The sequence below is a fragment of the Streptococcus sp. OMI750 genome (genome assembly GCF_047463895.1).
GTDB lineage: Bacteria > Bacillota > Bacilli > Lactobacillales > Streptococcaceae > Streptococcus.
Map to the genome: position 1 here is coordinate 790,795 of NZ_JASHCZ010000001.1, position 22,886 is coordinate 813,680.

A 22,886-nucleotide genomic window follows, 5' to 3' on the forward strand; every position below is an offset into this window, starting at 1 on the left:
TTATTTCCCCTTTTTTGTGAGTTGCCAACTCCGATCCACTAGTGCAAATAGCTCTTCATCAGCTAATGTATTGTCTAATGGGATACTCACCCAATATTTTTTATTCATATGAAATGCCGGATAAATCCCCTTCTCTTGCGTTAAATCCGCAACTTGATTGGTCTTGACATTCAAGACTTCAATTTTTCCAGATTTACCAGCATCCAATTTTTTCCAATCAATGGCCATAAACACCCCATACCACTTGAGAGTGTCTCGATGACGAATAGCACCTGAATCTGGAGATCTTTCCCATAAATACTCAATCCTTCCTTGGAAGCGTTGGGAAATATAGTTCATGAGACGTTTTGCTTGTGGGTAGAGAAAATCTTCCACCTCGAAACATGACTGTCGAATGGCTGCCAGGGTTTCCTGACAAGCTTCGCGAACTTGGCCGACAAAATCTCCTTGAAGTTGTTCCAGATGGATCTGGATATATTCATCACCCGTATCCTGGTCATAGACCTTAAAGGAAACCTCCTGAGCCTTAATCCACATCTTTAAGAAAAAACTACCAGACAAGACTGGGCATTGGTATTCGAAAATGCCATCCATTTTCTTAAAACCATATGCCTGTGCTTTATCTGGCTGAAAGCTATATTTGTCAAAATAATGCTCTAAAAACATCTACTCTCCCTTATGCATGACTGAACGAGAAGAGGCTGGGAACAATGTGCCCAACCTTGATAACTCAACCATAAAACGGCCTAAGCTAGTGATCTAATCCTTTAAAACACGATGCGTGTCCCATGCAGTTGATGAACGCCTAATTGCTTCAAAAAAAGCTGACGATTCTCTAGCGTTACGCCCCCACCTGGTAGGATCTGAATCTTTCCCTTGGCTACAGCCAGTAAACGATGATAGTGGGCAAAGCGTTGCTCAAGTGTTGCGTCTAGACTGCCACCACGTGTCAAAATGCGAGCCACACCCTGGCTAGCGAGCCAGTCAATTGCCTCTAGCTGATCCTCAACTGCTAGCTCGTCAAAAGCCATATGAAAGACAACTTCTGAGTCCCCACATGCAGCCAGTAATCTCTGGATGACTAACCGATCCAACTGAGCATCCTCGGACAGCGCCCCAAGCACAAAACTAGACACCCCTAATTCTTTTGCCGCACCAATGTCTGTCAACATGGCATCGACTTCAGAAGCTGTATAGACGAAATCTCCTCCACGCGGACGAATAATGACACAAAGATCCACAGACTTCTCGCTTGTGAGTTTGAGCGCTTCTTTGATCACGCCCAGACTGGGGCTAGTCCCTCCTACTGCAAGGTTATCACATAGTTCAATGCGACTAGCACCGGCAGCAATCGCCTTGTCAAGCAAGGTTAAATTCTCCGCACAAAATTCAAAGACAACCATCACAACTCCATCTTCAAAGATTTAAAATAACGATATACGAATTGTCACTTTAGCATTGCCATTTTCTACTCTCGCTTTTGGAATGCTATAACCAGCCTGAGGAATCTCTAGCAAAATTTGATCCCCACTCACTGTCAAGGCTGATCCGTCTTGACTGGATTGATCTTTCAAATAGTTGAGAACCAAGGATTTCGGAATAGGCATTTTCCCTAATTTAGCACCTGTTACAGTCAACTTCATAACATTATTCTCGACTTGTCCCGTCATCGTCAAATCCAGGTAACTATCAACAGGTCCAAGCGATACTGGAACTTTGACATGAAGGTCATTGCCATCCATCCCAAGAGCCATCTTTTCATAGTCAGAATTTTCAAGAGCTGATCCTGCACTAGTTTTTACGACTTGGCTCAATTGCACAGAATTAAGAGTCAGCTCAGTAGAAAGACCCTCCGTACTCACAGAGGCATTTGAAACCGCATTTTGAGCTAGTTCAATAAATGAGCTTCCTGCTTGCACGTTTCTTAATTGCTCCCCTTCAGGGATAGATCCAGGAACCAACAAGACCACTAATAAAATAAATAAAACGATAAACAAGCCAATTAGGCGTCTGATCCATTTAAACATTTGTTTCTCCAATACGTGAAAAGTTGTATTCCTATTGTACCCTAAATCCAAAGAAATTGCGACTAAGAGGCGCCTTTAGAAAGCAAAAGAGACCGAGGAAACCCCGTGTCTCTCTTTGTATTATTTCGATTTAATATAGTTGACACCATCTGCTTTCGGAGCAACTGCTTGTCCGAAGAAGGCTGCCAAGACAATCATGGTTAAGACATACGGTGCAATTTGCAAGTAAACAGTTGGAACTCCTTTAAGGAAGGCTAATTGGTTACTGATAACCGCCAAACTTTGTGAAGCTCCGAAGAAAAGACTAGCCAACATAGCACCAATAGGATTCCACTTACCAAAAATCATAGCTGCAAGGGCGATAAATCCAGGTCCTACGATGGTTGTTACTGCAAAGTTAACTGAAACGGATTGCGCATAAATGGCTCCTCCAATACCAGCTAGAGCTCCAGAAATCATAACCCCCAGGTAACGCATTCTATAAACGTTAATTCCCAAGGTATCCGCTGCTTGTGGGTGCTCTCCAACTGAACGAAGACGCAATCCAAATTTTGTCTTGAACATAACAAACCAAGCAAAGAATGAGAAGAGAATGGCTATCCAGCCGATAATGCTGGCATTATTGAAAAAGATATCGCCAATGACTGGAATTTTGGATAAAATTGGAATTGATGTTTTCCCAAAGGCAACTTTGATATTATCCGTTTGCCCTTTGTTGTACATCGCTTTAACAAGAAAGACTGCCAATGGTGCTGCCATCAAGTTCAAGACTGTTCCTGAGACGATATGATCTGCACGAAAATGCACCGTTGCGACCGCGTGAATCAAAGAGAAGAGAACTCCGATACCTGCTCCGACAATCAAGGAAACCCAAGGTGTCCAACTTCCTAAAGTAGGTTCAAAAGTCAAGTTAAAGACAATCCCTGCGAAGGCTCCCATCACCATGATTCCTTCAAGACCAACGTTGACAACTCCTGCGTGTTCTGAGTAAGCTCCTCCAATACTTGTGAAGATGAGCGGCGCTGCATACACAATCATAGAGGAAACAAGAATACTTAAAATCGTTACAATACTCATTAGTTTGCTCCTCCTTTTTTAGCTGAACGCATCGAAATCATTTTTTCAATAATGTAGTGAGCACATACGAAGAAGATGATAGAAGCTGTTACGATTTGAACAATTTCTTCCGGAATAGCCGCTGGCTTCATTCCGACACCACCAACTTGAAGAACTCCAAACAAGAAGGCCGCAAATGGAATACCAATAGGTGAATTCATAGCAAGAAGGGCTACTGCCATTCCGTTAAATCCAACGCTCATTGAGCTACCTTGGACATAAACATTTGAGTAAGTACCCAATCCTTCTACAACCCCACCAATACCAGCTAGGGCTCCAGAAATGATCATTGAAAGGATGATAGTCCGTTTAGCAGACATCCCTGCATAATCCGCAGCATTTGGATTCAAACCTACGGCACGAATTTCAAATCCAAGGGTCGTTTTCTTCATTACAAACCAAATCACTACAACTGCAATAAGGGCAAAGAAAATACCGATATTCATTTGTGATTTGTTGGTCAATTCTCTCAACCATTGTGTTTGATAAACAGCATTCGCTCCAACATCAATACTCGAGTCTTTGTTCTTCATAATACTCGCTGGGAAGCTGTGAATGAGGGCATTCCCGGAGAAGAGAACAATATAGTTCATCATGATGGTGATGATGACTTCACTAGTACCGAGGTAAGCACGAAGGAAACCTGGAATCGATCCAACAAATCCTCCTGCAATAGCTGCCACTAAAACTGTCATCGGGATCATGACAACACGTGGTAAATCTGGGAAGGACAAAGCAAACCAAGTCGCCATAATCCATCCTGCAAAGGCTTGTCCTGGAAGGCCGACATTGAAGAAGCCGGCACGGCTAGCTACCGAGAATCCAAGGGCTATTAAGATAAGTGGCCCCATCGCACGAGAGATTTGTCCCAAACTTTTCACTGAGCCAAAGGCTTTGTTGAAGAGAAGTTCGTATCCCCAAAGCGCGTCATAGCTAAAGATCCACATGATGATGGCCCCTAAGATCAAACCTAGAAAGACAGACACCAATGGAACAGCAATTTGTTTTACATTCTTATTCATTTGATGCTCCCTTCTCAACCTTTCCTCCTGCCATCAGGATTCCAAGTTCTTGCTTATTCGTCGTTTCAGGGGTTACAATCCCTTGGATCTTCCCATCATGAATAACCGCAATACGGTCAGAAACATTCAAAATTTCATCTAGTTCAAAGCTGACAACGAGGACAGCTTTCCCATTATCCCGTTCTTGGATCAAACGTTTGTGAATGTACTCAATCGCTCCAACGTCCAAGCCACGTGTTGGTTGACTGACAATCAAGAGATCTGGGTCACGGTCGATTTCACGAGCGATAATGGCTTTCTGCTGGTTACCACCGGAAAGGGCTTTAGCAGGAACCACTTCACTGGCTGCACGAACGTCAAATTCTTCCATCAGTTTCTTAGCAAAAGAAGTGATTTTTGGATAGTTCAAAATCCCATTCTTACTGAGTGGCTCCTTATAATAAGTTTGCAAGGCAATGTTTTCAGAGATCATCATATCCAGAACCAATCCATCCCGGTGACGGTCTTCTGGAACGTGTCCCACCTTCATCTCCGTAATTTGACGGGGACGAAGTCCGACAACATCCTTGCCTTTAATCTTAATCGAACCAGATTTCACCTTCCGAAGACCAGTAATAGCTTGGATCAATTCAGACTGACCATTTCCATCAATCCCCGCAATCCCGACGACTTCACCTGCATGAAGTTCTAAAGATAGATTCTTAACAGCAGGCACACCACGGTTTTCGTTAACTACTAAGTTTTCGATAGATAAGACCACTTCTTTCGGTTCAGAAGGACCTTTCTCTGTTTTAAAGGAAACAGAACGACCGACCATCATTTCAGCTAAATCTTGGTTTGTAGCACCTGCAATTTCAACTGTTTCAATGGATTTACCACGACGAATGACTGTTACGCGGTCTGCGACAGCACGAATTTCATCTAGCTTATGCGTAATCAAGATAATCGATTTACCTTCATTGGCTAAGTTTTTCATGATGGTCATCAATTCTTCGATTTCAGAAGGAGTTAGAACCGCAGTTGGTTCATCGAAGATCAGGATATCGGCTCCACGATAAAGTGTCTTTAAGATCTCCACACGTTGCTGAGCACCAACAGAAATATCCTCAACTTTCGTATAGGGATCTACTGCCAAACCATACTTTTTAGATAATTCAAGAATATCTTGACTGGCTTTTTTAAGGTCTAAAACACCATGTTTAGTGGTTTCAGAACCAAGGATAATATTTTCAGCAACAGTAAAGGCTTCAACCAACATAAAATGTTGGTGCACCATTCCAATTCCTAAAGAAGCTGCTTTTGAAGGTGAGTCTAGGTTAACAGTTGTTCCATTTACCAAGATATCTCCGCTCGTTGGTTCCAACAAACCAGCTAGCATATTCATCAGGGTAGATTTTCCTGCACCGTTTTCTCCAAGAAGTGCATGGATTTCACCTTTGCGCAACTGAAGGTTAATCTTGTCATTTGCTACAAATTCACCAAATTTTTTGGTAATCTCACGCATTTCGATGACATATTGATGTGTCATGTGCTGTTTCCTTTCAAAAATTTTTATTTCAATAAAATCTATTAGATCCACACTAACAAATTTTATTGAGACAAAAAAGTCTCACTTTAAAAGAAACGGCCCTATAAGGCAGGGCCGGTCCAATCAAATATTATTTTTCAGGAACTTTAATAGAACCATCAAGGATTTTAGCTTTTGCATCTTCAACAGCTTTTTTAGCATCTGCAGAAAGATTGTCCGTTGTCAAGTCAACACCGCCATCTTTCAAGCTGAATGTCTTCACTTCACCACCTGGGAATTTACCTTCAGAAGCTAATTTAGCCAAGTCTTGTACTGATTTACCAACTTGTTTCAAAGAAGAAGCCAATACAAAGTTTGATTTTTTACCATCTTTAGAAGTATATTCACCTTCAGCTTTTTGGTCACGGTCTACACCGAGAACCCAAACTTTTTCGTCTTCATTTTTCTTCTCGTTCAAGTCTTTTGCTTCAGAGAAGACACCTGCACCAGTACCACCAGCTACTTGGTAGATAACGTCTGCACCTGCAGCGTATTGAGTAGCAGCAATAGTTTTACCTTTAGCGGCGTCACCAAATGAACCAGCATAGTCTACTTGAACCTTAATAGATGGGTCAACAGATTTAACACCAGCTTCAAAACCAGCTTGGAAACGTGAAATAACTTCACCTTCCATACCACCTACGAAACCAACTTGTTTTGATTTTGTTGTTTTCGCAGCAGCAACACCAGCAAGGTAACCAGCTTCATTATCCGCAAATACTGCAGATACTACATTCTTTTTACCTTCAATACGGTCATCGATGATAACAAAGTTAGTGTCTTCATTGTCAGAAGCTGCTTTTTCTACTGCATCACGCAAGGCAAAACCAACGCCGAAGATCAATTTGTATTCGTCAGAAATAGCTTGGTCCAAGTTTGTTGCATATTGTGATTCATCTGTTGATTGGAAGTAATCAAAACCATTTCCTTTAGAAAGACCGTTTTCTTTCCCCCATGCTTGCAAACCTTCCCAAGCAGATTGGTTGAATGATTTGTCATCCACACCACCAGTATCGGTAACGATAGCAGCTTTCAAATCTGTTTTAGATTCTGAGTTAGCGCTATCTTTTTTAGACGCACGATTACCACATGCTGCAAGTCCGATAGCAGCGACAGTTACTAGACCAAGACCTAGCCATTGTTTCTTGTTCATTACTGAACCTCCTAAATTGTTGTGCAACATTGTTGCGAAGTATTGAAAGGGTCAACAGACCGCCTCACAGACTCTCTAAGTAAGGTCTGTAAAGGAATATGGAAGTAAATCCTTGACCGTCATCACGACCGTCGATTTATTTTGAGATACCAAGGTTACAGGAAGGTCCGGCTCAAAAAATTCAGCCATCACCTGACGACAGGCCCCGCATGGTGAGATTGGTTTCTCTGTTTGCCCGTAGACAATGAGCTCTTTAAAATCGCGAGCCCCTTCAGAGACAGCCTTAAAAATCGCTGTCCGCTCCCCACAATTGGTTAATCCAAAACTAGCATTTTCAATATTGACACCTGTATAGATGTTCCCATTCTTTGTTAACAGTACAGCTCCCACCGGAAAATGAGAATAAGGTACATAGGCCTGCTTGCTCACTTCAACTGCTAATTCGATCAAATCAGTAGTCGCCATCAGCTAGATTCCCTTCCACAATCGCTACACCAGAAGAAGTCCCAATACGGGTCGCACCAGCTTCGATAAAAGCAAGAGCATCTTCATAAGATCGAGCCCCACCAGAAGCTTTGACACCCATTTCTGGTCCTACTGTTTGGCGCATTAAGGCCACATCTGCTACAGTCGCTCCTCCAGTTGAGAAACCAGTTGAGGTTTTCACAAAATCTGCTCCAGCTGACTTAGCAATTTGGCAAGCAAGGACCTTTTCATCATCTGTTAAGAGACAGGTCTCAATAATGACCTTGACAAGCTTATCACCGCTCGCTTCCACTACTGCTTGAATATCTTCCTCAACTAGTGCTAAATTCTTAGACTTAAGAGCTCCGATGTTGGTGACCATATCAATTTCATCGGCCCCATTTTGAATGGCATTTTTTGTTTCACACGCTTTGACAAATGGTGTATTTGCTCCCAAAGGAAAACCAATGACGGTACAAACTTTAACGTCTGACTCACGCAAACCTTCCGCAGCAAAATTCACCCATGTAGGATTGACACAGACACTTGCAAAATCATAATTCTTAGCTTCTTCAATCAACTTTTCGATTTGTTCTTGTTGTGCATCTGGTTTTAAAAGAGTGTGATCAATATATTTATTTAAATTCATATCATCTCCTAAAGGTCCCTAAGATATTATTTCAATAATCTCTGTAACGCTTTCAGCTCTTTTTAGTATTTTAACATTTTTTTTGAATTCTGTAACGCTTTCTTGTGAATTTTTTTCATTCATGTAGATGCGCGCGATTCGTTCACCTTTTTTTACCTGCTCTCCCACTTTTTTATCAAACACAATACCTGTTTCATAATCCAAGGGATCTGACTTGACAGCACGTCCCGCTCCTAAACGCATGGCAAATAGCCCAAACTCCATGGCTGGCAAGGCTGCAATGAAACCATCTTGATCCGCTGTTACTTCAATGACCTGATCCACTTTAACAGGCCGATGCAAATCTTCGATGTCGCCACCTTGGGCAAGAACCATTTCTTCGAATTTTGCCAAGGCTTGTCCATTAGTCAACTGCTCCTGTATGGCTTCAATCGATTGATCTACATTAGCTAATTTCAACATGATTTGCGCTAACTCACAAATAAACTCCGTTACGTCCGCTCGGCCCTGCCCCTTAAGAATATCCAAGGCTTCTAAAATTTCTAAACGATTACCAATGCTGGTTCCTAAAGGCTGACTCATATCTGTAATGACAGCGATGGTTTTCCGTCCCACTGCATTTCCAAGATCCACCATGGTGCGTGCTAGACGACGAGCATCTTCAATGGTCTTCATAAAGGCCCCTTCTCCAACGGTGACATCGAGAAGGATGGCATCTGCTCCAGCAGCAATTTTCTTACTCATGACGGAGCTAGCAATCAACGGAATGGTATCCACTGTCGCCGTCACGTCCCGAAGAGCATACAAGAGTTTATCTGCTTTCACAAGTTGATCAGATTGACCAATAACCGATAAGCCGATCTCCTGCACCTGCTGGATAAATTCCTCTTGAGTCCGCTCAATTTGGAATCCTTTAATCGATTCTAATTTATCAATCGTTCCACCCGTGTGGCCTAAGCCACGACCGCTCATTTTAGCAACTGGCACTCCGAAACTTGCAACCAGAGGTACCAAGACTAAGGTTACCTTGTCTCCCACACCACCAGTTGAATGTTTGTCTACCTTGATTCCTGGAATAGCTGACAAATCAAACTGTTGCCCTGTTTGGACCATCTTCATGGTCATATGGGAGATTTCTTCTGTCGTCATCCCTTTAAAATAAACAGCCATAGCAAAAGCGGACATTTGGTAATCTGGAACTGTTCCAGCCACATATCCCTCAATCAGCCATTCAATTTCTTCTTTTTTTAAGGCAAGACCATCTCTTTTTTTCTGAATGATATCTACTGCTCTCATGATTCTTTCTCACTTCTTAAAATATAATAGCCTTTGTCTTTTTTTACGATCTCACAATTGCCAAACGTCTCTTCCATCTTGGCCTTAGCACTTGGAGCTCCTTGCTTTTTCTGAATGACAATGGTCAAGTCTCCACCTGGCTTCAAATGATCAAAACTACCCGTAATCACCTGATGCACCACTTTCTTACCAGCTCGGATCGGTGGATTACTGATCACATGGTCAAAGACCCCTTCAACCGCTTCATAGACATCCGAAGAAAAGATCTGAGCTTCCACGCCATTTCGGCTGGCATTTTTCTTAGCCAAGTCTAGCGCCCGCTCATTGACATCCACCATGGTCACGGCTACTCCCTGTGCTTTAGCTAGAGAGAGACCAATTGGACCATAGCCACAACCGACATCAAGAACGCTTTCTCCTCCTTGGAAATCCAGGGTTGATAAGAGCACCTGGCTTCCATAATCAATCATTTTTTTACTAAAGACGCCCGCATCTGTAAAGAAATTCATCTTTTGTCCCAATAAAACAACAGCCAGATCATGAATATCGTGGGCTGCATCTGGGTTTATATCGAAATACATTTTACTCATAAGGTTATTTTATCATAATTCATTCGTTTTTTAAATCGTTTACACGACCTCTAAAAATTGGTATACTAAAGACTACAATAGGAGTGACATATGGACAAAGAATTTTTACATTTTGAAAAAATCAATCGGGAAACCTGGCAAAATTTGCATCGCAAAACCACCCCGCCTCTCTCTCAAACAGAGCTAAATTCTATTAAAAGTTTTAACGACCGCATCAACCTTCAGGATGTGCGTGACATCTACCTGCCTTTGACAAACTTGATCGGAATCTACAAGCGTTCCAAAGAAGATTTAGCCTTCTCAAAAGGGATTTTTCTTCAAAAAACCAGTGAACGCCAACCCTTTATCATTGGGGTTTCTGGGAGTGTCGCTGTTGGGAAATCGACTACTAGCCGTCTTCTCCAAATCCTACTTTCGCGGACTTTCGAAGGCTCGACCGTGGAATTGGTGACAACAGATGGATTTCTCTATCCAAATGCTATCTTAAAAGAACAAGAGCTCCTCAATCGAAAAGGATTTCCTGAAAGCTATGATATGGAATTGCTTCTTGATTTTCTCAATCAAATCAAAAACAACAAGAGTGTAGAAATCCCTGTCTATTCCCACGAAATTTACGATATTGTCCCAGATGAGAAGCAAACGATTTTACCGGCTGATTTTGTCATTGTAGAAGGGATCAATGTCTTTCAAAATCCGCAAAATGACAGTCTCTATATGACCGATTTCTTTGATTTTTCAATCTATGTGGATGCCGCAGTCGATGATATCGAATCTTGGTATATCGATCGCTTCCAAAAACTCCTGGCATTAGCTCAGAATGATCCCAAGAACTACTACTATCGATTTACAGAGCAACCCCTAGAAGAAGTTTTAAGCATGGCCCATCAGGTCTGGGAATCCATTAATTTAGTCAACTTGCAACATTACATTCAACCAACCCGTAACCGGGCTGATCTGATTCTCCATAAGGCGACCAACCATGAAATCGACGAAATTTATCTCAAATGCTAGAGAAAATGGCCTTTTACCGGTACTTTTTTAAGGAAAAGCTATTTTAGGCTTGTCAAATCTTAACTTTTCATATATAATGAGATAGTTAGATTATCAATGGAGGTGAATAACTTGGCAAACATTAAATCAGCTATCAAACGCGCTGAATTGAACGTTAAACAAAACGAAAAAAACTCAGCTCAAAAATCAGCTATGCGTACTGCAATCAAAGCTTTTGAAGCAAACCCATCTGAAGAACTTTACCGCGCTGCTAGCTCAGCTATCGATAAAGCAGAAACTAAAGGTTTGATCCACAAGAACAAAGCTAGCCGTGATAAAGCACGTCTTGCAGCGAAACTTGGTTAATCAAGAACAGCATAAAAATCAAGCTCTCCGGAGCTTTTTTTGTTCCTAATTTTTTGAGAGGTGCTTATGAAAATTGTTATTATCGGCTATTCTGGATCTGGAAAATCTACCTTGGCTGGAGCCTTATCTTGCCACTACTCCATCCCCAAGCTCCACATGGATACCCTTCAATTTCAACCGGGATGGGTGGACAGTGACCGGGATTGGATGGAGGGACAGATGAAACAGTTTCTTAGCCAACATAAAGACTGGGTCATTGATGGAAATTATTCATGGTGTTGCTATGAGGAAAGAATGGAGCAAGCCGATCACATTATCTTTCTCAACTTCTCTCGTTGGAACTGCCTCTATAGAGCCTGGAAACGATACCGTCGTTATAAAGGTCGGGTCCGTGAGAGTATGGCAGCAGGTTGCTCTGAACGCTTCGACTGGGAATTCATCCGTTGGATCCTTTGGGACGGTCGAACTAAGAATGCCAAAGAAAGGTATCGAAATATCCGTTCTACCTATCCAGATAAATTCATCTCTCTCAAGAATCAAAAAGAGCTAGATGCATTTCTAAAAACAATACAATAAAAAAGGTTGGGATTAAAATCCCAGCCTTTTCTTATTTATCAACGTAATCTCCGCCAGTGAAGCCATAGTATTCTTCCAGACTCAAGCCTGAGTCCGCGATATCCTGTGCTTCTTTTCCGATATAGCGAAGATGCCAGCTTTCTGGCATATAACCTGTCACCTTTTCTTTTCCTTCTTGGTAACGAACTACAAAACCATATTTGGCAGCATTCTTGAGCAACCATTTACTTGGCGCAGGCTCTGTCAGCAAATTCCCACTAGTATCAATCAAATCAAAAGTTAAACCCGTTTGATGCTCACTGTAACCAGGTCTTGCTGAATAGCGATCTGCTGCTTCCTGACCATCTTGATTGACATAGTTTTGATAGAGGCCAACTTGGGTATCGTAACTACGAAAACCACTATATTGGTCACTGATCGGATAACCTTCTGCCTGCATGGCTGCAATCAATTCATGAAGGGCCGAAACAGCTTCAGGATCTTCACCTGGATTAAAGTCCGGCGCCAAAGGATAATGTTTGTTAGCGATCATGACTTCGCCATATTTCCCTTTGACACTATAATAGGAACCATTATAGCTAACACCAGAGTCCACTTTGACATCTGACTTGCTTGCTTTTGATGACTCCTCTTTCCCTGTCTCTTTAGATGGATCTTTTACTGAAGACGTCTCTTTAGAAGACTTGCTAGCTGTTTGTGAGGTTTCTTCTTTTTCAGAAGATTTGGAACTGCTTGATTGAAATTGGGAGCATGCTGTCAGGGTTAACAAGGCAACTGTCACCAAAGTTAATTTGGAAAATCTTGCTTTCATGGGGAATCTCCTATGATTCTTTTGTAACGACAATATCCGTAATGACATAACTTGCACCTACTTTTTTCAAGGTATAAGTCTTGTACTTGCGGTTTTGTGAATCTGGATGGCTATCTGTATAATGGACCGTGAAATCTTCATAGGTCTTGATGGTTACCACACCATTTTCTTCCGTGACACTTTGGATATCCAAAGCTCCTGGAGTGTAGTAGTCAATCTTAGCCTTGCGAACACCATCACCGGTTGTGAATTCAACCATCTCTTTGTAGGCTTGACTTTGTGTGTCATAATATTTGGAATAGGTATTGTTTCGATTAGAGACAGAGCTAAAGACTGCTTCACGATACTCTTTCAAGAACTCTTCTGCCAAAGTACGGTTCTGCTCTTCCTTGGCTTCTTGTGCTTTCTTAGCATCTTGAGCACTCTTAATGCGTTTATAGGTATCCTTTGCTAGTTTGAGTTCGATCGGATCGTTCTCCCCCTCTTCAATGGTCACCTTGGCTTTTTCAGTTGTGTAGGTTTCTCCATTCATGTTGAAAACAGCATGCACTTCAATTTCTTGATAAGGAATGCTATCGACTTCAAAAGTCGTACTCGTTCCAACTTCTTTGCCATTGACCACAACCTTCACATCTGTTGGATTTTCAACTTCTTCTGGAAACTCAACTTCTAAATTGCGTTTTTCAGAATTCAGTTGCAATTCTAATGCATTCTTAGTGGCTTTCTTAGGATTGAGGTGGATCTTAGAAGTAACATTTCCAACCTCTGTTTTCGCGGTCAACTCCATTTCTTTTGCATTGTAATGGAAAGAACCTAAATCTGTGACCTCATCTTTTTTCAAGGTCACTGTTTTATTATCTGCTACTTTGAGTTTAGCCTGATCCAAATTGGTCTTGACCTTAACGTGGATCGGATAGCTAGACACACGGTATTCTTGGAAGATCCCGAATTTCTTGTCGGCCTTTTCCAGACCAAAGATCTTGTTTCCAGATTTATCCGTATAGGTGCCTTCACCACCATCATCAATGATCTTGTTTAACTCTGTACCAATATCGATGCCTTGATCTTCCATACTGGTGATAAAGCTCTCAGCTTCGTCTTTTGTCCACTTATCGCTATCGGTTGAAAGCAAGTCCGCTGCTTCTCGATAGTCCTTGGTATCAACAGCCTTAATAAATTGATCAGCTGTGACTTCGACCCGTGTCGTAGACTGGAAGTAAAAGAAAGTGGCTACTAATGCGATGACAAGAAGGATAAGAGCAGCAATAATCCCAATTTTCTTCTTGGAACCTTTCTTCCCACTCTTTGTTTTTTGCTTTTTAGGTGCCTTTTGTTTTTCCTGAGCTGGAAGAGCTTCTGTAAAGTTTGCTTCAGGATAGACCTGGGTTTGCTCTGCAGCAAGTGGTGGAGCAAACTCTTGAGTCGGCTCTTGAGCGACATATTCCTGTGTTTCTTCTGTTGAATCTGGGGTTGCAAATTCTGCTTCAGGCACAGGTCCTACAAAAAACTCGAAGTTTTGACTTTTAGCCGCGGTAAATTCTTCCGCACTTGGCTTGCGACCATAGGTTTCTTCAAAATGTTGCAACCAAGCCTGACGAGCTGCTAGAAGTGGATCGACATTCTTTACTTCTTCAACAGGCTTAACCTCTAGTTCCTCTACAGGAGCTACTTCCTCTACTGGGGTATTCCCTGCGATAGACTGAATTTGTTTTAAATCAAATCCACAGGCTTTCCCAGCCATAAACTCTTCTGGTGACGGTTTGCGACCGATCACTTTTTCAAATAATTCAACCCATTTCTTTTGCATGGATTTCATCTCCCTCATTATAAAATAGGGAAAGTGGGTATTCCCACCTTCCTTTTTGTGATATGTTTAGTATCCAAAATTACCCAAGTCTCCAAAATTTGGAGTATTTGTAATAGATCCCATAATAGCTTGTTCCAAAATTTGACGATCCAAGTAAACAACAAGAGCTGCAAACACAATTAAAATCGCAATGGATGCTACAAGCAATATGAATTTATCTGCTTTAAATTTTGTGTTGTTCAAGGCTTGGTATACAACATACAAGGTTCCAACTGTATACAAGAAGAAGATCAAAAAGTTTAGGAATCCATAGAATTCATAAGCTTTTACAAGTCCAACTAAGAATGCAAATAGAGAAACAGGCAAGGCGTAAACAGACAAACGTCCAAACTCTTCAAATGAGCGGCCGTATGAATATTCTTTATCTTGAAGAACGATACGACGGACAAAGAAACCTGCTACCTGGAAGGCATAGATATTGAAATAAGCCATGATCAAGATGATCAGAAAGGCACGGAAATCTGCACCATAACCACCTGTATATCCACTAGCAGTAAAGAATGTAGCCAAGCTCATTACAAAAGCAGTCAAAACATATTGTAAAATACCGTTGAGCGCTTTTGGTTGGTTTACAGCTGTTGGACGTTTCAAAGCTGAGAGGAACCAATTCCAATAACCACCAACGGCTACACCAAATTGACTTGGTTGTGCTGGGTAAGGTTGACCAGGTTGGCCTTGGAAAGGAGCTTGTTGGTACCCAGCTTGACTTGGTTGTTGGTAAGCTTGTTGTTGGTAAGCTTGTTGTGGTGCTTGCTGGAAGGCAGGCCCATTATTTTGAGCAGTTTGAGGCGCAGGTCCTTGAGCTGGCGCTTCAAATGGGGCAGTTGGGGCTGCGGTAAACTCTGGGGCTTGTGGCGCTGAAACTGGTTCTTGTGGTGCTGCAACAAACTCAGGGGCTTGTGGCGCTGAAACTGGTTCTTGTGGCGCTGAAACAAACTCAGGGGCTTGTGGCGCTGAAACCGGTTCTTGAACTGGGGCTGCAGGAGCAGCCACAAATTCTGGTGCTTGTGGTGCTGAAACTGGTTCTTGAACTGGGGCTGCGACAAACTCTGGGGCTTGTGATGCTTCTGGAACCACTACTTCTTCTTGAAACTCTCCAGCAGCAAGTGCTTGAGCAATTTCTTCTGCACTAGCAGAACGACCATTTACGGCTTCAAAATAATCCAGCCAATCTTGTTTTGACATATTTAATCTCCTTAACTATTGTTCATACTAGGGTATTATACAAAATTTCTGAACCATTTTCAATGAAAGACTGGAAAATCCCTGTAATATCTTTTGAAAAACATACAAATCCTATACATTTTAGAAATAGTAAAGAAAAACGCCTCTTTTCAGAGGTCGTAGAATGTAGACAAACTATTTTAAAGTAAAATAAGTTAAGCTATTCTTCAAAGAAATAAAAATGAGTTCCATTTTAAAATCGATTCAAAAAAATACCAAAACTTTCCGCTGTGAGTAAAGTGCCTGAAACAATAACGTTTCAGGCACTCGGAATTATTGAGACCTTAGGCTCAATAATTAGTCTTGGAACTTCGAAGAAGTTCGCAGACGTCCGTACTCACCTAAGGAAAGTTTTTAATTTGATTTTATCTTCAATCTGAGACCTCTTTTCAGAGGTCTTTTTTTAGGATTCAAATGCATCCATGCCACCTTGGACGTTGGTCACATCATAGCCTTGCTCTTCCAAAAATTGGCAAGCGCGTGCTGAGCGTCGACCAGACTTGCAGATGACATAATAGGACTGATCCTTCTCTAATTCCTGGTAGCGATCTGCTAACTCCGATAGGGGAAGAAGACGAACTCCATCTAAATGAAGCACATCATACTCTTCCTGCTCGCGTACATCAAGAACGTGTAAGTCTCCTTTTTGATAAGCTTGGTAAAAGCTTGAAAATAGAATTTCTTTCATGATTTCTCCTATATGGTCTGTTATGGAAGGGTTAGGATTTCATAGTTAAAGCTAATTGACTCTAAAAATCGGAACAAGTCTTGGGTTTTAATAAAGATGGTTTTTTCATTGGTATTGGGATGGAAGGTCATGATCTCCTCTGACACAATGTCTTTATCGAAATAGACTCGAATATCTTTTTCTTCATTGTTCAATAGACCAAATGGAGAAACCGTACCTGGCGGTAATTGCATTTTTTCAGCTAAAGAATCTGCTGAAGCCATGCGGATCCGGTTGGCTTCCACTTGCTCTTTGAAATCATCCATATCCAATGATTTCTTGTCGTCCATGATGAGCAGATAGAATTGGGTTTTCTTCTTGTTGGTCAAAAACATGGACTTGGTCCGGACACCTTCTAAGCCTTCAATGTAAGAATCGGCCTGCTCAGTCGTGAATGCAGGTGGGTGTTCCACTACTTCAAATTCGATCCCAGGTTCTTCTAATTTGTCTTTAACTTGTTGGTATGCCTCCATCTCCGATCTCCTTTATTTTTGAATGATCTGTTGAACCAACGTTTGCAATTCTGGCACCACCTCTGCCTCAAACCAAGGATTCTTAGCCATCCAGATTTGATTACGAGGGGAAGGATGAACTAGTGGAAAATAGGTTGGCAAATAGTTCTTAAAATGCTGAACCCGTTCGGTTACCTTGCCACTAACCTTTTCATGAAGGTAGTAAGCTTGCGCATATTGGCCAATCAGAAGGGTCAACTCAATATCCGGACACTCCTTGAGAAGTTGAGGATGCCACTTTTCCGCAAAACCTTTGCGAGGGGGAAGATCACCAGATTTTCCATGCCCTGGGAAATAAAAGTCCATGGGAATGACTGCAAACAAACCAGAATTGTAAAAGGTGGATTCGTCAACTCCTAACCATTCGCGCAGGCGGCCACCACTCTTATCCTTCCAATAGAGTCCCGCTTCCTGAGTCTTGAGACCAGGAGCCTGTCCGATAATATTGATGCGAGCTGTTTTTGGCGCCGCAAAGAGTGGCTCAATCCCTCTATCCGTATAAGCTTTATTTTGAGGATCCATCATAATGGCTTGCTTAATGGTTTCAATCTTTGACATGGGCACTCCTTCTAAGAAAAAACTCAGCCAGAAAAACTGGCCGAGTATGGATTATTTAATTAATTCATAGATGGCTTCGGCATAAATTGCCGCTGCACGATAGAGATCTTCAACATCTGCGAATTCATTGGCTTGGTGCATGGTATTGACATAGTCTGGGAACATGGCACCGAAGGCAACCCCACGTTTCAAAAGGCGACCAAAGGTCCCACCACCGATAACTTGTTCGTGTCCTTTGAGGCCAGTTTGTTTTTCATAAACACGCAAGAGGGTGGATACCAACTCATCATCCATCGGAACATAGTGAGGGGTGTGACCATGGGCTGACAAGCTCACAATTGCTACACCGTCAATTTTTTCGAGAATGGATTTGATGGTTTCAGGATCTGTTCCTTGAGGGTAACGGATATTGAGGGCAATGGTATTATCTGCTTGGCTGTCATCAAAATGGAAGACACCTGCGTTCATACTCAATGGACCCATTTTGGCATCTGTATGGGCAATACCTAATTTTTCACCGGCAAAATCTTCGTGAAGAAGTGAAGCTGCGACATGAAGATACCCTTTTGCAGCGCCACCAAAATCGAATTGGTTCAACAAGAGAGCCAAATAGGTCGCACCGTTAATCCCATCTTCCGGAGTTGAGCCATGAGCAGATTTCCCTACAATAGTGATGGTATAGGTTTCTTCATCAACTGTTGAGATTTCATACTGAAGCTGGTGTTGCTTAGCAAAGGCATCTAGGAGGCCTGCAAGATCTGGTAATTGCCCAGAAACGACTGCAGTCGCTGACTCAGGTACCATGTTTTCACGAAGGCCACCCGTAAAGCTATGAAGATGGGCGCTCCCTGTATTGTCATTTCCAAAATGGAGGTACTCCGTGATATTTCCTTTTTCTCCATTGATGATTGGAAATTCCGCATCTGGTGAGAACCCAAAATCTGGTTCTGGAAGACCGACATGTTTGAAATAGTAATCCATGTCCCCCCAGCCTGATTCTTCATCTGTTCCGACTACAAAACGCACGCGCTTAGAAACAGGAAGTCCTAGGTCTTTAATAATCTTCAAACCGTAGTAACAAGCTACTGTAGGTCCTTTATCATCTGATGAGCCACGCGCATAGAGCTTGCCATCGATAATCTCAGGTTTGTATGGATCTGTCTTCCAGCCACTACCTGCAGGGACCACGTCCATATGGGCAAAGATCCCAAGCTCTTCTTCTCCTTCACCAAAGGTAAAGTGGCCAGCATAATTGTCAACGTTCTTAGTTTCATAGCCATCACGCTTGGCAATTTCTAAGAATTTTTCAAGAGCTTTTACAGGACCAGGTCCAAATGGATGCTCTGCATCTGCCTTGTTGTCATCCCGTTCTGAATTGATTTCCAAGAGGCTGTATAGGTCAGCCATCATCTCATCGCGACGTTTTTCTACTTCTGCTTTAAAATCAACTGTTGTCATGCATTCCTCCTCGTTCTTCTTTTTCGCTAGATGGATTAGCGTTTTTCAATGATTTCGTCTACTGGCAAGCGGTAGCTAGGTTCTACCTTCTCAGCAGCATAGCCGACAGTAATCAAGAGTTCTGGACGGAAACGCTCTTCGATTTCCAAGACTTCATTGACTTTTGATTTGTCAAAGCCAAGGATGATGTTAGAGCCGATCCCTTGGTCAGTCAAGGCCAATACCAAGTTCATGGCCACCAATCCAGCATTCAAAGCCAGATAATCACTGATTTGTTGCTCATTGTAACGCGCAAATTCAGCAGGAAGGTTTTGCATAAAGTATTGCAACTGCTCATCTGAGAAGTTCTTAACCCCACCGACACGTGCAATCTTGCGAGCCCGACGTTGTAAATCGGTATCCGTAAAGAGAGCGATAGTTACCGGTGCTTCCATGACTTGGTCATAGTTCCCACCATAGGCTACTTTTGCCAAATCCGCATTTTTCTGACGAACGACCACGAATTTCCATGGTTGGCTATTGTGCGCACTTGGTGCCAAGGTCGCAATTTCGATAGCTGTCCGTACATCCTTTGGATCGACCGGCTGGTCTGTAAAATGCTTGATCGCATGACGTTTTTTGTTGAGTTCTAGGAATTTCATAGTCAACTTCCTTTTCTAATTCTATTACCTCTATTTTAACACAAAATGAAAGAGCTTGCAGGGTTTTACAGCCCAAGATTGTGAAAAAAGAAGCGGACATTTTGAAGATCCACCTCTTTTTGGATAGGTTAAATACACAAGAGATCCACCTAGGATTCATTGGAAAGGTCAAAATAGGCAGCTACTTCCTTTGCATAGTTGTATTTCTCATTTAAGCTAGCTAGCAACTCACTATTATGACCCCGATAGTTATCCTCTCGTCTCAATTCTTCGTACATTTCAATAAAGGGAAGGCCCTTGTCCTTGGCATCTTGGAGCTCTGCTTCATAGTCATAGGCTACCTTCCGAAATTGCAGGTTGGTCACCCCATCTTCTTCGACATCGATCAGCGCATACTGGGCCCTATGGTTTTGTAGGGGCATCCAGTCAAAATAAGGCATGCCAATGGTTCCTGGATTAAGAATCTGCTGGCCCTGACTGCCATAGCGAAGCAACTGCTTGTGGACATGACCGTAGATGGCCATATCCGTCTGGTCATCCAGCAGTTGGTCAAAGTTCTCCGTTCTATTTGCTGGACGCAAGTCTCCACCGTAATTCTTTTCTGGCAAATTGTGGGTCAGTGAAAAGCGAATACCATTGACCTCCTTCTTATCTACCAAAGGAAGGGATCGAAGCCAATCGATCCGCTTAGGATCCAGTCCCTCCATGATATACTGAGTGAGACGAAGCATCTGGATCTCCTGCGGATCCTCAAGCCCGTACTCTCCATCCAAAGCCTCTAGGACACAATCGTCCCAATTTCCACGAACAGCTGTTGTAATCGGAATTGCATCCAGCAAGTCAAAAAGGTCCTCTCGTCCAGGTCCCGGTAGCAAAATGTCCCCTAAAAGCCAGTATTCCGTCGCGCCTTGAGCACGCGCATCCGCAATCACTGCCTCCAGGGCTGTCGTATCTCCGTGTATATCAGATAAAATGGCGATTCGATGGTTCATAACTACTCCTTTTTGGATTGAAAAATCTGTGTGCCTTAAGTATAACAAAAACGAGCAAAAATAAAAAATGTGATCACACTTGGATATCACATTTTAAACGACCGGTCATCATTTGATTTCAAAACCATAAAAATATTTTCTTCCTTCGACCCAGTCTCGTTTGGAAACATATTCAATGTAGTCAATCATAGAATCAATATCTCTTCTTGAAATTATTTCGTTGACTTTTACTGGAACCCTTTTACCAGTATATGTAGAAAGAAGAGCAGACTGAAGGTATTTATGAAATTTACCCTCTGCTTGGATACCTACATACAATGAGGTCATAATTTCCTTAGCAAACATTCCTGGAAAGACCGGACACCCCTTATAGTAATAGGTATCTAGCTCTTTCTGATCACCTACTAACATCCATAATCCTTCAACCTCTTCTTTGGTCGCTTCCTCCATCGATAATTTCTGATCATAAAAATAATTATCCAATGCATCTTTGATCGCATATTCAATGTCAGAGTTGCTATCTTCCCACTCGTCCCAAAGTGCAAGCAAATAAGGAACTACTTCATAGGACATCGTGTCCACAGCACCCGTGATAAATGTAAAAATAGCAAATTCCGACGCATCGGATAAACATCTAAGATTTGAAACATCCCTTAAATCTTCATTGGTGCATACCGAGCAAAACAATCGAATACACAAATTTAAGACAGATTCATCTTTCGTTTGATTCATCAGTTCAATCAACAATGGTTTAACTGAAAAATCCCCCTTTTTTAATATCTCTGCAATCAGTAAAATACATTCTTTTTCATCAGAAATAGACTCTAGATTAGTTTTCAACTCTTTAAGAGACAAAGGACTAACCCCACCAAAATCTACTCCTGTCAGTAGTAAGTTATTTTCCATCAAACCTAAAATCCATTCGTTCCTATTGTATTTTAAGACGTGTGATCACATCTCGCCCCGCCTAAATCAGCATACAATAAAACTAGTATAACAAAAACGAGTACAAAACGTGAAAACCATCCACATGAATATGAATGGTTTAGACTATATTATAATAAGGTTCTAGAATGAACTAGATATTCCCTTCATCATCGGCTTCTTCATCCTCTACAACCTCTACATTCAAGTAACCATTATCTAGGTATTCTTCATGAGTGATTTCACCGCTATGATACATAAATTGCTTATTTAATTTTATGGACATTTGCTTAAACTCTGAAAAGCTATCTGCTAATCCGTCTAGAGCCAAAAAGACATCTACAAAACCAGTTGTATAATCTTGATCTTTTGATGAAGAAATCTTATCTTTCTTTTTGTCTAACAAGGTAATTCCATTTTTTAATTGCTCCAAGTAGTCTTCTATTTCATTCTCACAAGTTTTTAAATCAATAAGATATTCAGAATTATCTATATGCTGTTTAATATTTAATTGTTCAAAAAAATCGATATATTGTCTTATTAGTTTGCTTACTTCAATCATTTATTTAGTCTCCGCCCTGCTCCTAATTTGGTCTTCATTTTGTTTATTGTACCGTCAATATTTATTACTTTTTTAAATTCTCCATTCGACTTAAATACTTCCAAATGGTCTTTATGCATACCATCTAAATATATCTGATCACCTTTTTTAAGCCCAGGAATACTCTTATCTACTACTTCATAAATAGTTTGTCCATCATATCGCTTCTTTGTCTTTCTCACCGAACTTTTTAACTGTTCACCAAAATCCGTCTCAAAAAATTCTTGCATATTATTAACTGGTGTAGGAATCGATCTTCCCCCACCTCTACCTTCGAATGCTGCAATCTTCTGTTTGTGATCGACTGAGATTTGTTGGATGCGATCGGCGAAATCATCTATCTTCGTTGAGACGTTAGACTTTGGTAGATTAACATTTCCATCCCCTGCAAGAGCAAAGGCAGGTTGACGTTGATTTCCAATGGAATCCATCATGTTTTGAACATTTTGTCGACCTGTTTCCATCGCATCATTGAAGTTCCGAATCATTGAAGTTCCGAACTTTATTGGAAGCGCTTCTGCTCCTGCTGCAACAGTTTTGTTCTTCACATTTGAAACACGGTTCTTGAAGTTATCAAAAGCTTCTCCAGCTTGAACCTTGACATCACCCACCTTGGTCTTAACTTCCGTCCAAGTTGTTTTGACACGATCTTTAATACTAGCCTTAAAGCTAGTCGCTTCCCCACTGTGGATGTTCACATTAGCTGCTTGACTTGCTCTATAGGATTTGTATTTATTCCCGAGGTGACCAGTAG

General features: G+C 41.7%; 26 protein-coding genes. 3 read left to right on the top strand and 23 right to left on the bottom strand.

Annotated elements, in window-relative coordinates:
- From QM830_RS03990 to QM830_RS04040, 11 genes are all read right to left on the bottom strand, one after another.
- Window positions 1-666, bottom strand: coding sequence for an MmcQ/YjbR family DNA-binding protein (locus tag QM830_RS03990; protein WP_414325699.1), 666 nt, complete (start codon window positions 664-666; stop codon window positions 1-3).
- 101 nt (window positions 667-767) lie between these two features.
- Entirely contained in the window at window positions 768-1,403 is a 636-nt protein-coding gene (locus QM830_RS03995) for a copper homeostasis protein CutC (protein ID WP_414325700.1), read from the bottom strand.
- 21 nt (window positions 1,404-1,424) lie between these two features.
- Window positions 1,425-2,027, bottom strand: a complete 603-nt coding sequence (locus QM830_RS04000; RefSeq protein ID WP_414325701.1) for a hypothetical protein — start codon at window positions 2,025-2,027, stop codon at window positions 1,425-1,427.
- A gap of 120 nt (window positions 2,028-2,147) precedes the next feature.
- A complete protein-coding gene (locus QM830_RS04005; protein WP_414325702.1) occupies window positions 2,148-3,104 on the bottom strand; it encodes an ABC transporter permease in 957 nt (318 codons plus the stop codon).
- Entirely contained in the window at window positions 3,104-4,165 is a 1,062-nt protein-coding gene (locus QM830_RS04010; RefSeq protein WP_009731163.1) for an ABC transporter permease, read from the bottom strand. Before QM830_RS04010 ends, QM830_RS04005 begins: the two co-directional genes overlap by 1 nt.
- A complete protein-coding gene (locus tag QM830_RS04015; protein ID WP_414325703.1) occupies window positions 4,158-5,693 on the bottom strand; it encodes an ABC transporter ATP-binding protein in 1,536 nt (511 codons plus the stop codon). Before QM830_RS04015 ends, QM830_RS04010 begins: the two co-directional genes overlap by 8 nt.
- Before the next feature lie 130 nt (window positions 5,694-5,823).
- Complete coding sequence (locus QM830_RS04020; protein WP_009731165.1) at window positions 5,824-6,885, bottom strand: BMP family lipoprotein; 1,062 nt, start codon at window positions 6,883-6,885, stop codon at window positions 5,824-5,826.
- A 75-nt stretch (window positions 6,886-6,960) separates the two neighbouring features.
- On the bottom strand, window positions 6,961-7,350 hold the full coding sequence (locus tag QM830_RS04025) for a cytidine deaminase (protein WP_414325704.1): 390 nt from the start codon (window positions 7,348-7,350) through the stop codon (window positions 6,961-6,963).
- Window positions 7,337-7,999 carry a deoxyribose-phosphate aldolase gene (gene deoC / locus QM830_RS04030; RefSeq protein WP_414325705.1) on the bottom strand — a complete coding sequence of 221 codons (663 nt, stop codon included), beginning with the start codon at window positions 7,997-7,999 and terminating at the stop codon, window positions 7,337-7,339. The genes QM830_RS04025 and deoC overlap by 14 nt, the downstream gene beginning before the upstream one ends.
- A gap of 18 nt (window positions 8,000-8,017) precedes the next feature.
- The gene (locus QM830_RS04035; RefSeq protein ID WP_414325706.1) at window positions 8,018-9,295 is read right to left on the bottom strand and encodes a pyrimidine-nucleoside phosphorylase; all 1,278 of its coding nucleotides are present in this window, start codon (window positions 9,293-9,295) and stop codon (window positions 8,018-8,020) included.
- Entirely contained in the window at window positions 9,292-9,885 is a 594-nt protein-coding gene (locus QM830_RS04040; RefSeq protein WP_272106789.1) for a class I SAM-dependent methyltransferase, read from the bottom strand. The genes QM830_RS04035 and QM830_RS04040 overlap by 4 nt, the downstream gene beginning before the upstream one ends.
- A gap of 90 nt (window positions 9,886-9,975) precedes the next feature.
- Between QM830_RS04040 and coaA the strand changes: the two genes are divergently transcribed.
- The 3 genes from coaA to QM830_RS04055 all read left to right on the top strand — a co-directional run bounded on the left by coaA (window position 9,976) and on the right by QM830_RS04055 (window position 11,817).
- On the top strand, window positions 9,976-10,896 hold the full coding sequence (gene coaA, locus QM830_RS04045; protein WP_414325707.1) for a type I pantothenate kinase: 921 nt from the start codon (window positions 9,976-9,978) through the stop codon (window positions 10,894-10,896).
- A 96-nt stretch (window positions 10,897-10,992) separates the two neighbouring features.
- Window positions 10,993-11,241 (top strand): 30S ribosomal protein S20, encoded by a 249-nt coding sequence (gene rpsT, locus QM830_RS04050; RefSeq protein WP_003007640.1) that lies wholly within the window; start codon window positions 10,993-10,995, stop codon window positions 11,239-11,241.
- A gap of 66 nt (window positions 11,242-11,307) precedes the next feature.
- The gene (locus tag QM830_RS04055) at window positions 11,308-11,817 is read left to right on the top strand and encodes a DNA topology modulation protein (RefSeq protein WP_414325708.1); all 510 of its coding nucleotides are present in this window, start codon (window positions 11,308-11,310) and stop codon (window positions 11,815-11,817) included.
- Window positions 11,818-11,848: 31 nt separating this feature from the next.
- On the opposite strand, the gene ldcB is transcribed toward QM830_RS04055, so the two are convergent.
- From ldcB to QM830_RS04115, 12 genes are all read right to left on the bottom strand, one after another.
- Window positions 11,849-12,628 (bottom strand): LD-carboxypeptidase LdcB/DacB, encoded by a 780-nt coding sequence (gene ldcB / locus QM830_RS04060; RefSeq protein ID WP_414325709.1) that lies wholly within the window; start codon window positions 12,626-12,628, stop codon window positions 11,849-11,851.
- A gap of 10 nt (window positions 12,629-12,638) precedes the next feature.
- On the bottom strand, window positions 12,639-14,435 hold the full coding sequence (locus QM830_RS04065) for a TcaA second domain-containing protein (protein WP_414325710.1): 1,797 nt from the start codon (window positions 14,433-14,435) through the stop codon (window positions 12,639-12,641).
- Between the two features lie 66 nt (window positions 14,436-14,501).
- Window positions 14,502-15,680, bottom strand: a complete 1,179-nt coding sequence (locus QM830_RS04070) for a DUF6574 domain-containing protein (protein ID WP_414325711.1) — start codon at window positions 15,678-15,680, stop codon at window positions 14,502-14,504.
- A gap of 442 nt (window positions 15,681-16,122) precedes the next feature.
- Window positions 16,123-16,407, bottom strand: coding sequence for a rhodanese-like domain-containing protein (locus tag QM830_RS04075; protein ID WP_009731176.1), 285 nt, complete (start codon window positions 16,405-16,407; stop codon window positions 16,123-16,125).
- Between the two features lie 20 nt (window positions 16,408-16,427).
- Entirely contained in the window at window positions 16,428-16,919 is a 492-nt protein-coding gene (locus QM830_RS04080) for a prolyl-tRNA synthetase associated domain-containing protein (RefSeq protein ID WP_414325712.1), read from the bottom strand.
- Window positions 16,920-16,931: 12 nt separating this feature from the next.
- Window positions 16,932-17,516: a uracil-DNA glycosylase family protein gene (locus QM830_RS04085; protein ID WP_414325713.1), complete on the bottom strand. Its 585-nt coding sequence runs from the start codon at window positions 17,514-17,516 to the stop codon at window positions 16,932-16,934.
- A gap of 51 nt (window positions 17,517-17,567) precedes the next feature.
- Complete coding sequence (gene pepV, locus QM830_RS04090) at window positions 17,568-18,974, bottom strand: dipeptidase PepV (RefSeq protein ID WP_414325714.1); 1,407 nt, start codon at window positions 18,972-18,974, stop codon at window positions 17,568-17,570.
- A gap of 35 nt (window positions 18,975-19,009) precedes the next feature.
- A complete protein-coding gene (locus QM830_RS04095) occupies window positions 19,010-19,615 on the bottom strand; it encodes a nitroreductase family protein (protein WP_414325715.1) in 606 nt (201 codons plus the stop codon).
- A 149-nt stretch (window positions 19,616-19,764) separates the two neighbouring features.
- Window positions 19,765-20,607, bottom strand: a complete 843-nt coding sequence (locus QM830_RS04100; RefSeq protein ID WP_414325716.1) for a metallophosphoesterase family protein — start codon at window positions 20,605-20,607, stop codon at window positions 19,765-19,767.
- Between the two features lie 108 nt (window positions 20,608-20,715).
- On the bottom strand, window positions 20,716-21,513 hold the full coding sequence (imm47, locus tag QM830_RS04105) for an Imm47 family immunity protein (RefSeq protein ID WP_414325717.1): 798 nt from the start codon (window positions 21,511-21,513) through the stop codon (window positions 20,716-20,718).
- Between the two features lie 172 nt (window positions 21,514-21,685).
- Entirely contained in the window at window positions 21,686-22,093 is a 408-nt protein-coding gene (locus QM830_RS04110) for a hypothetical protein (protein ID WP_024054867.1), read from the bottom strand.
- On the bottom strand, window positions 22,090-22,830 hold the full coding sequence (locus QM830_RS04115) for a hypothetical protein (protein ID WP_320909117.1): 741 nt from the start codon (window positions 22,828-22,830) through the stop codon (window positions 22,090-22,092). Before QM830_RS04115 ends, QM830_RS04110 begins: the two co-directional genes overlap by 4 nt.
- Between the last annotated feature and the right edge of the window lie 56 nt (window positions 22,831-22,886).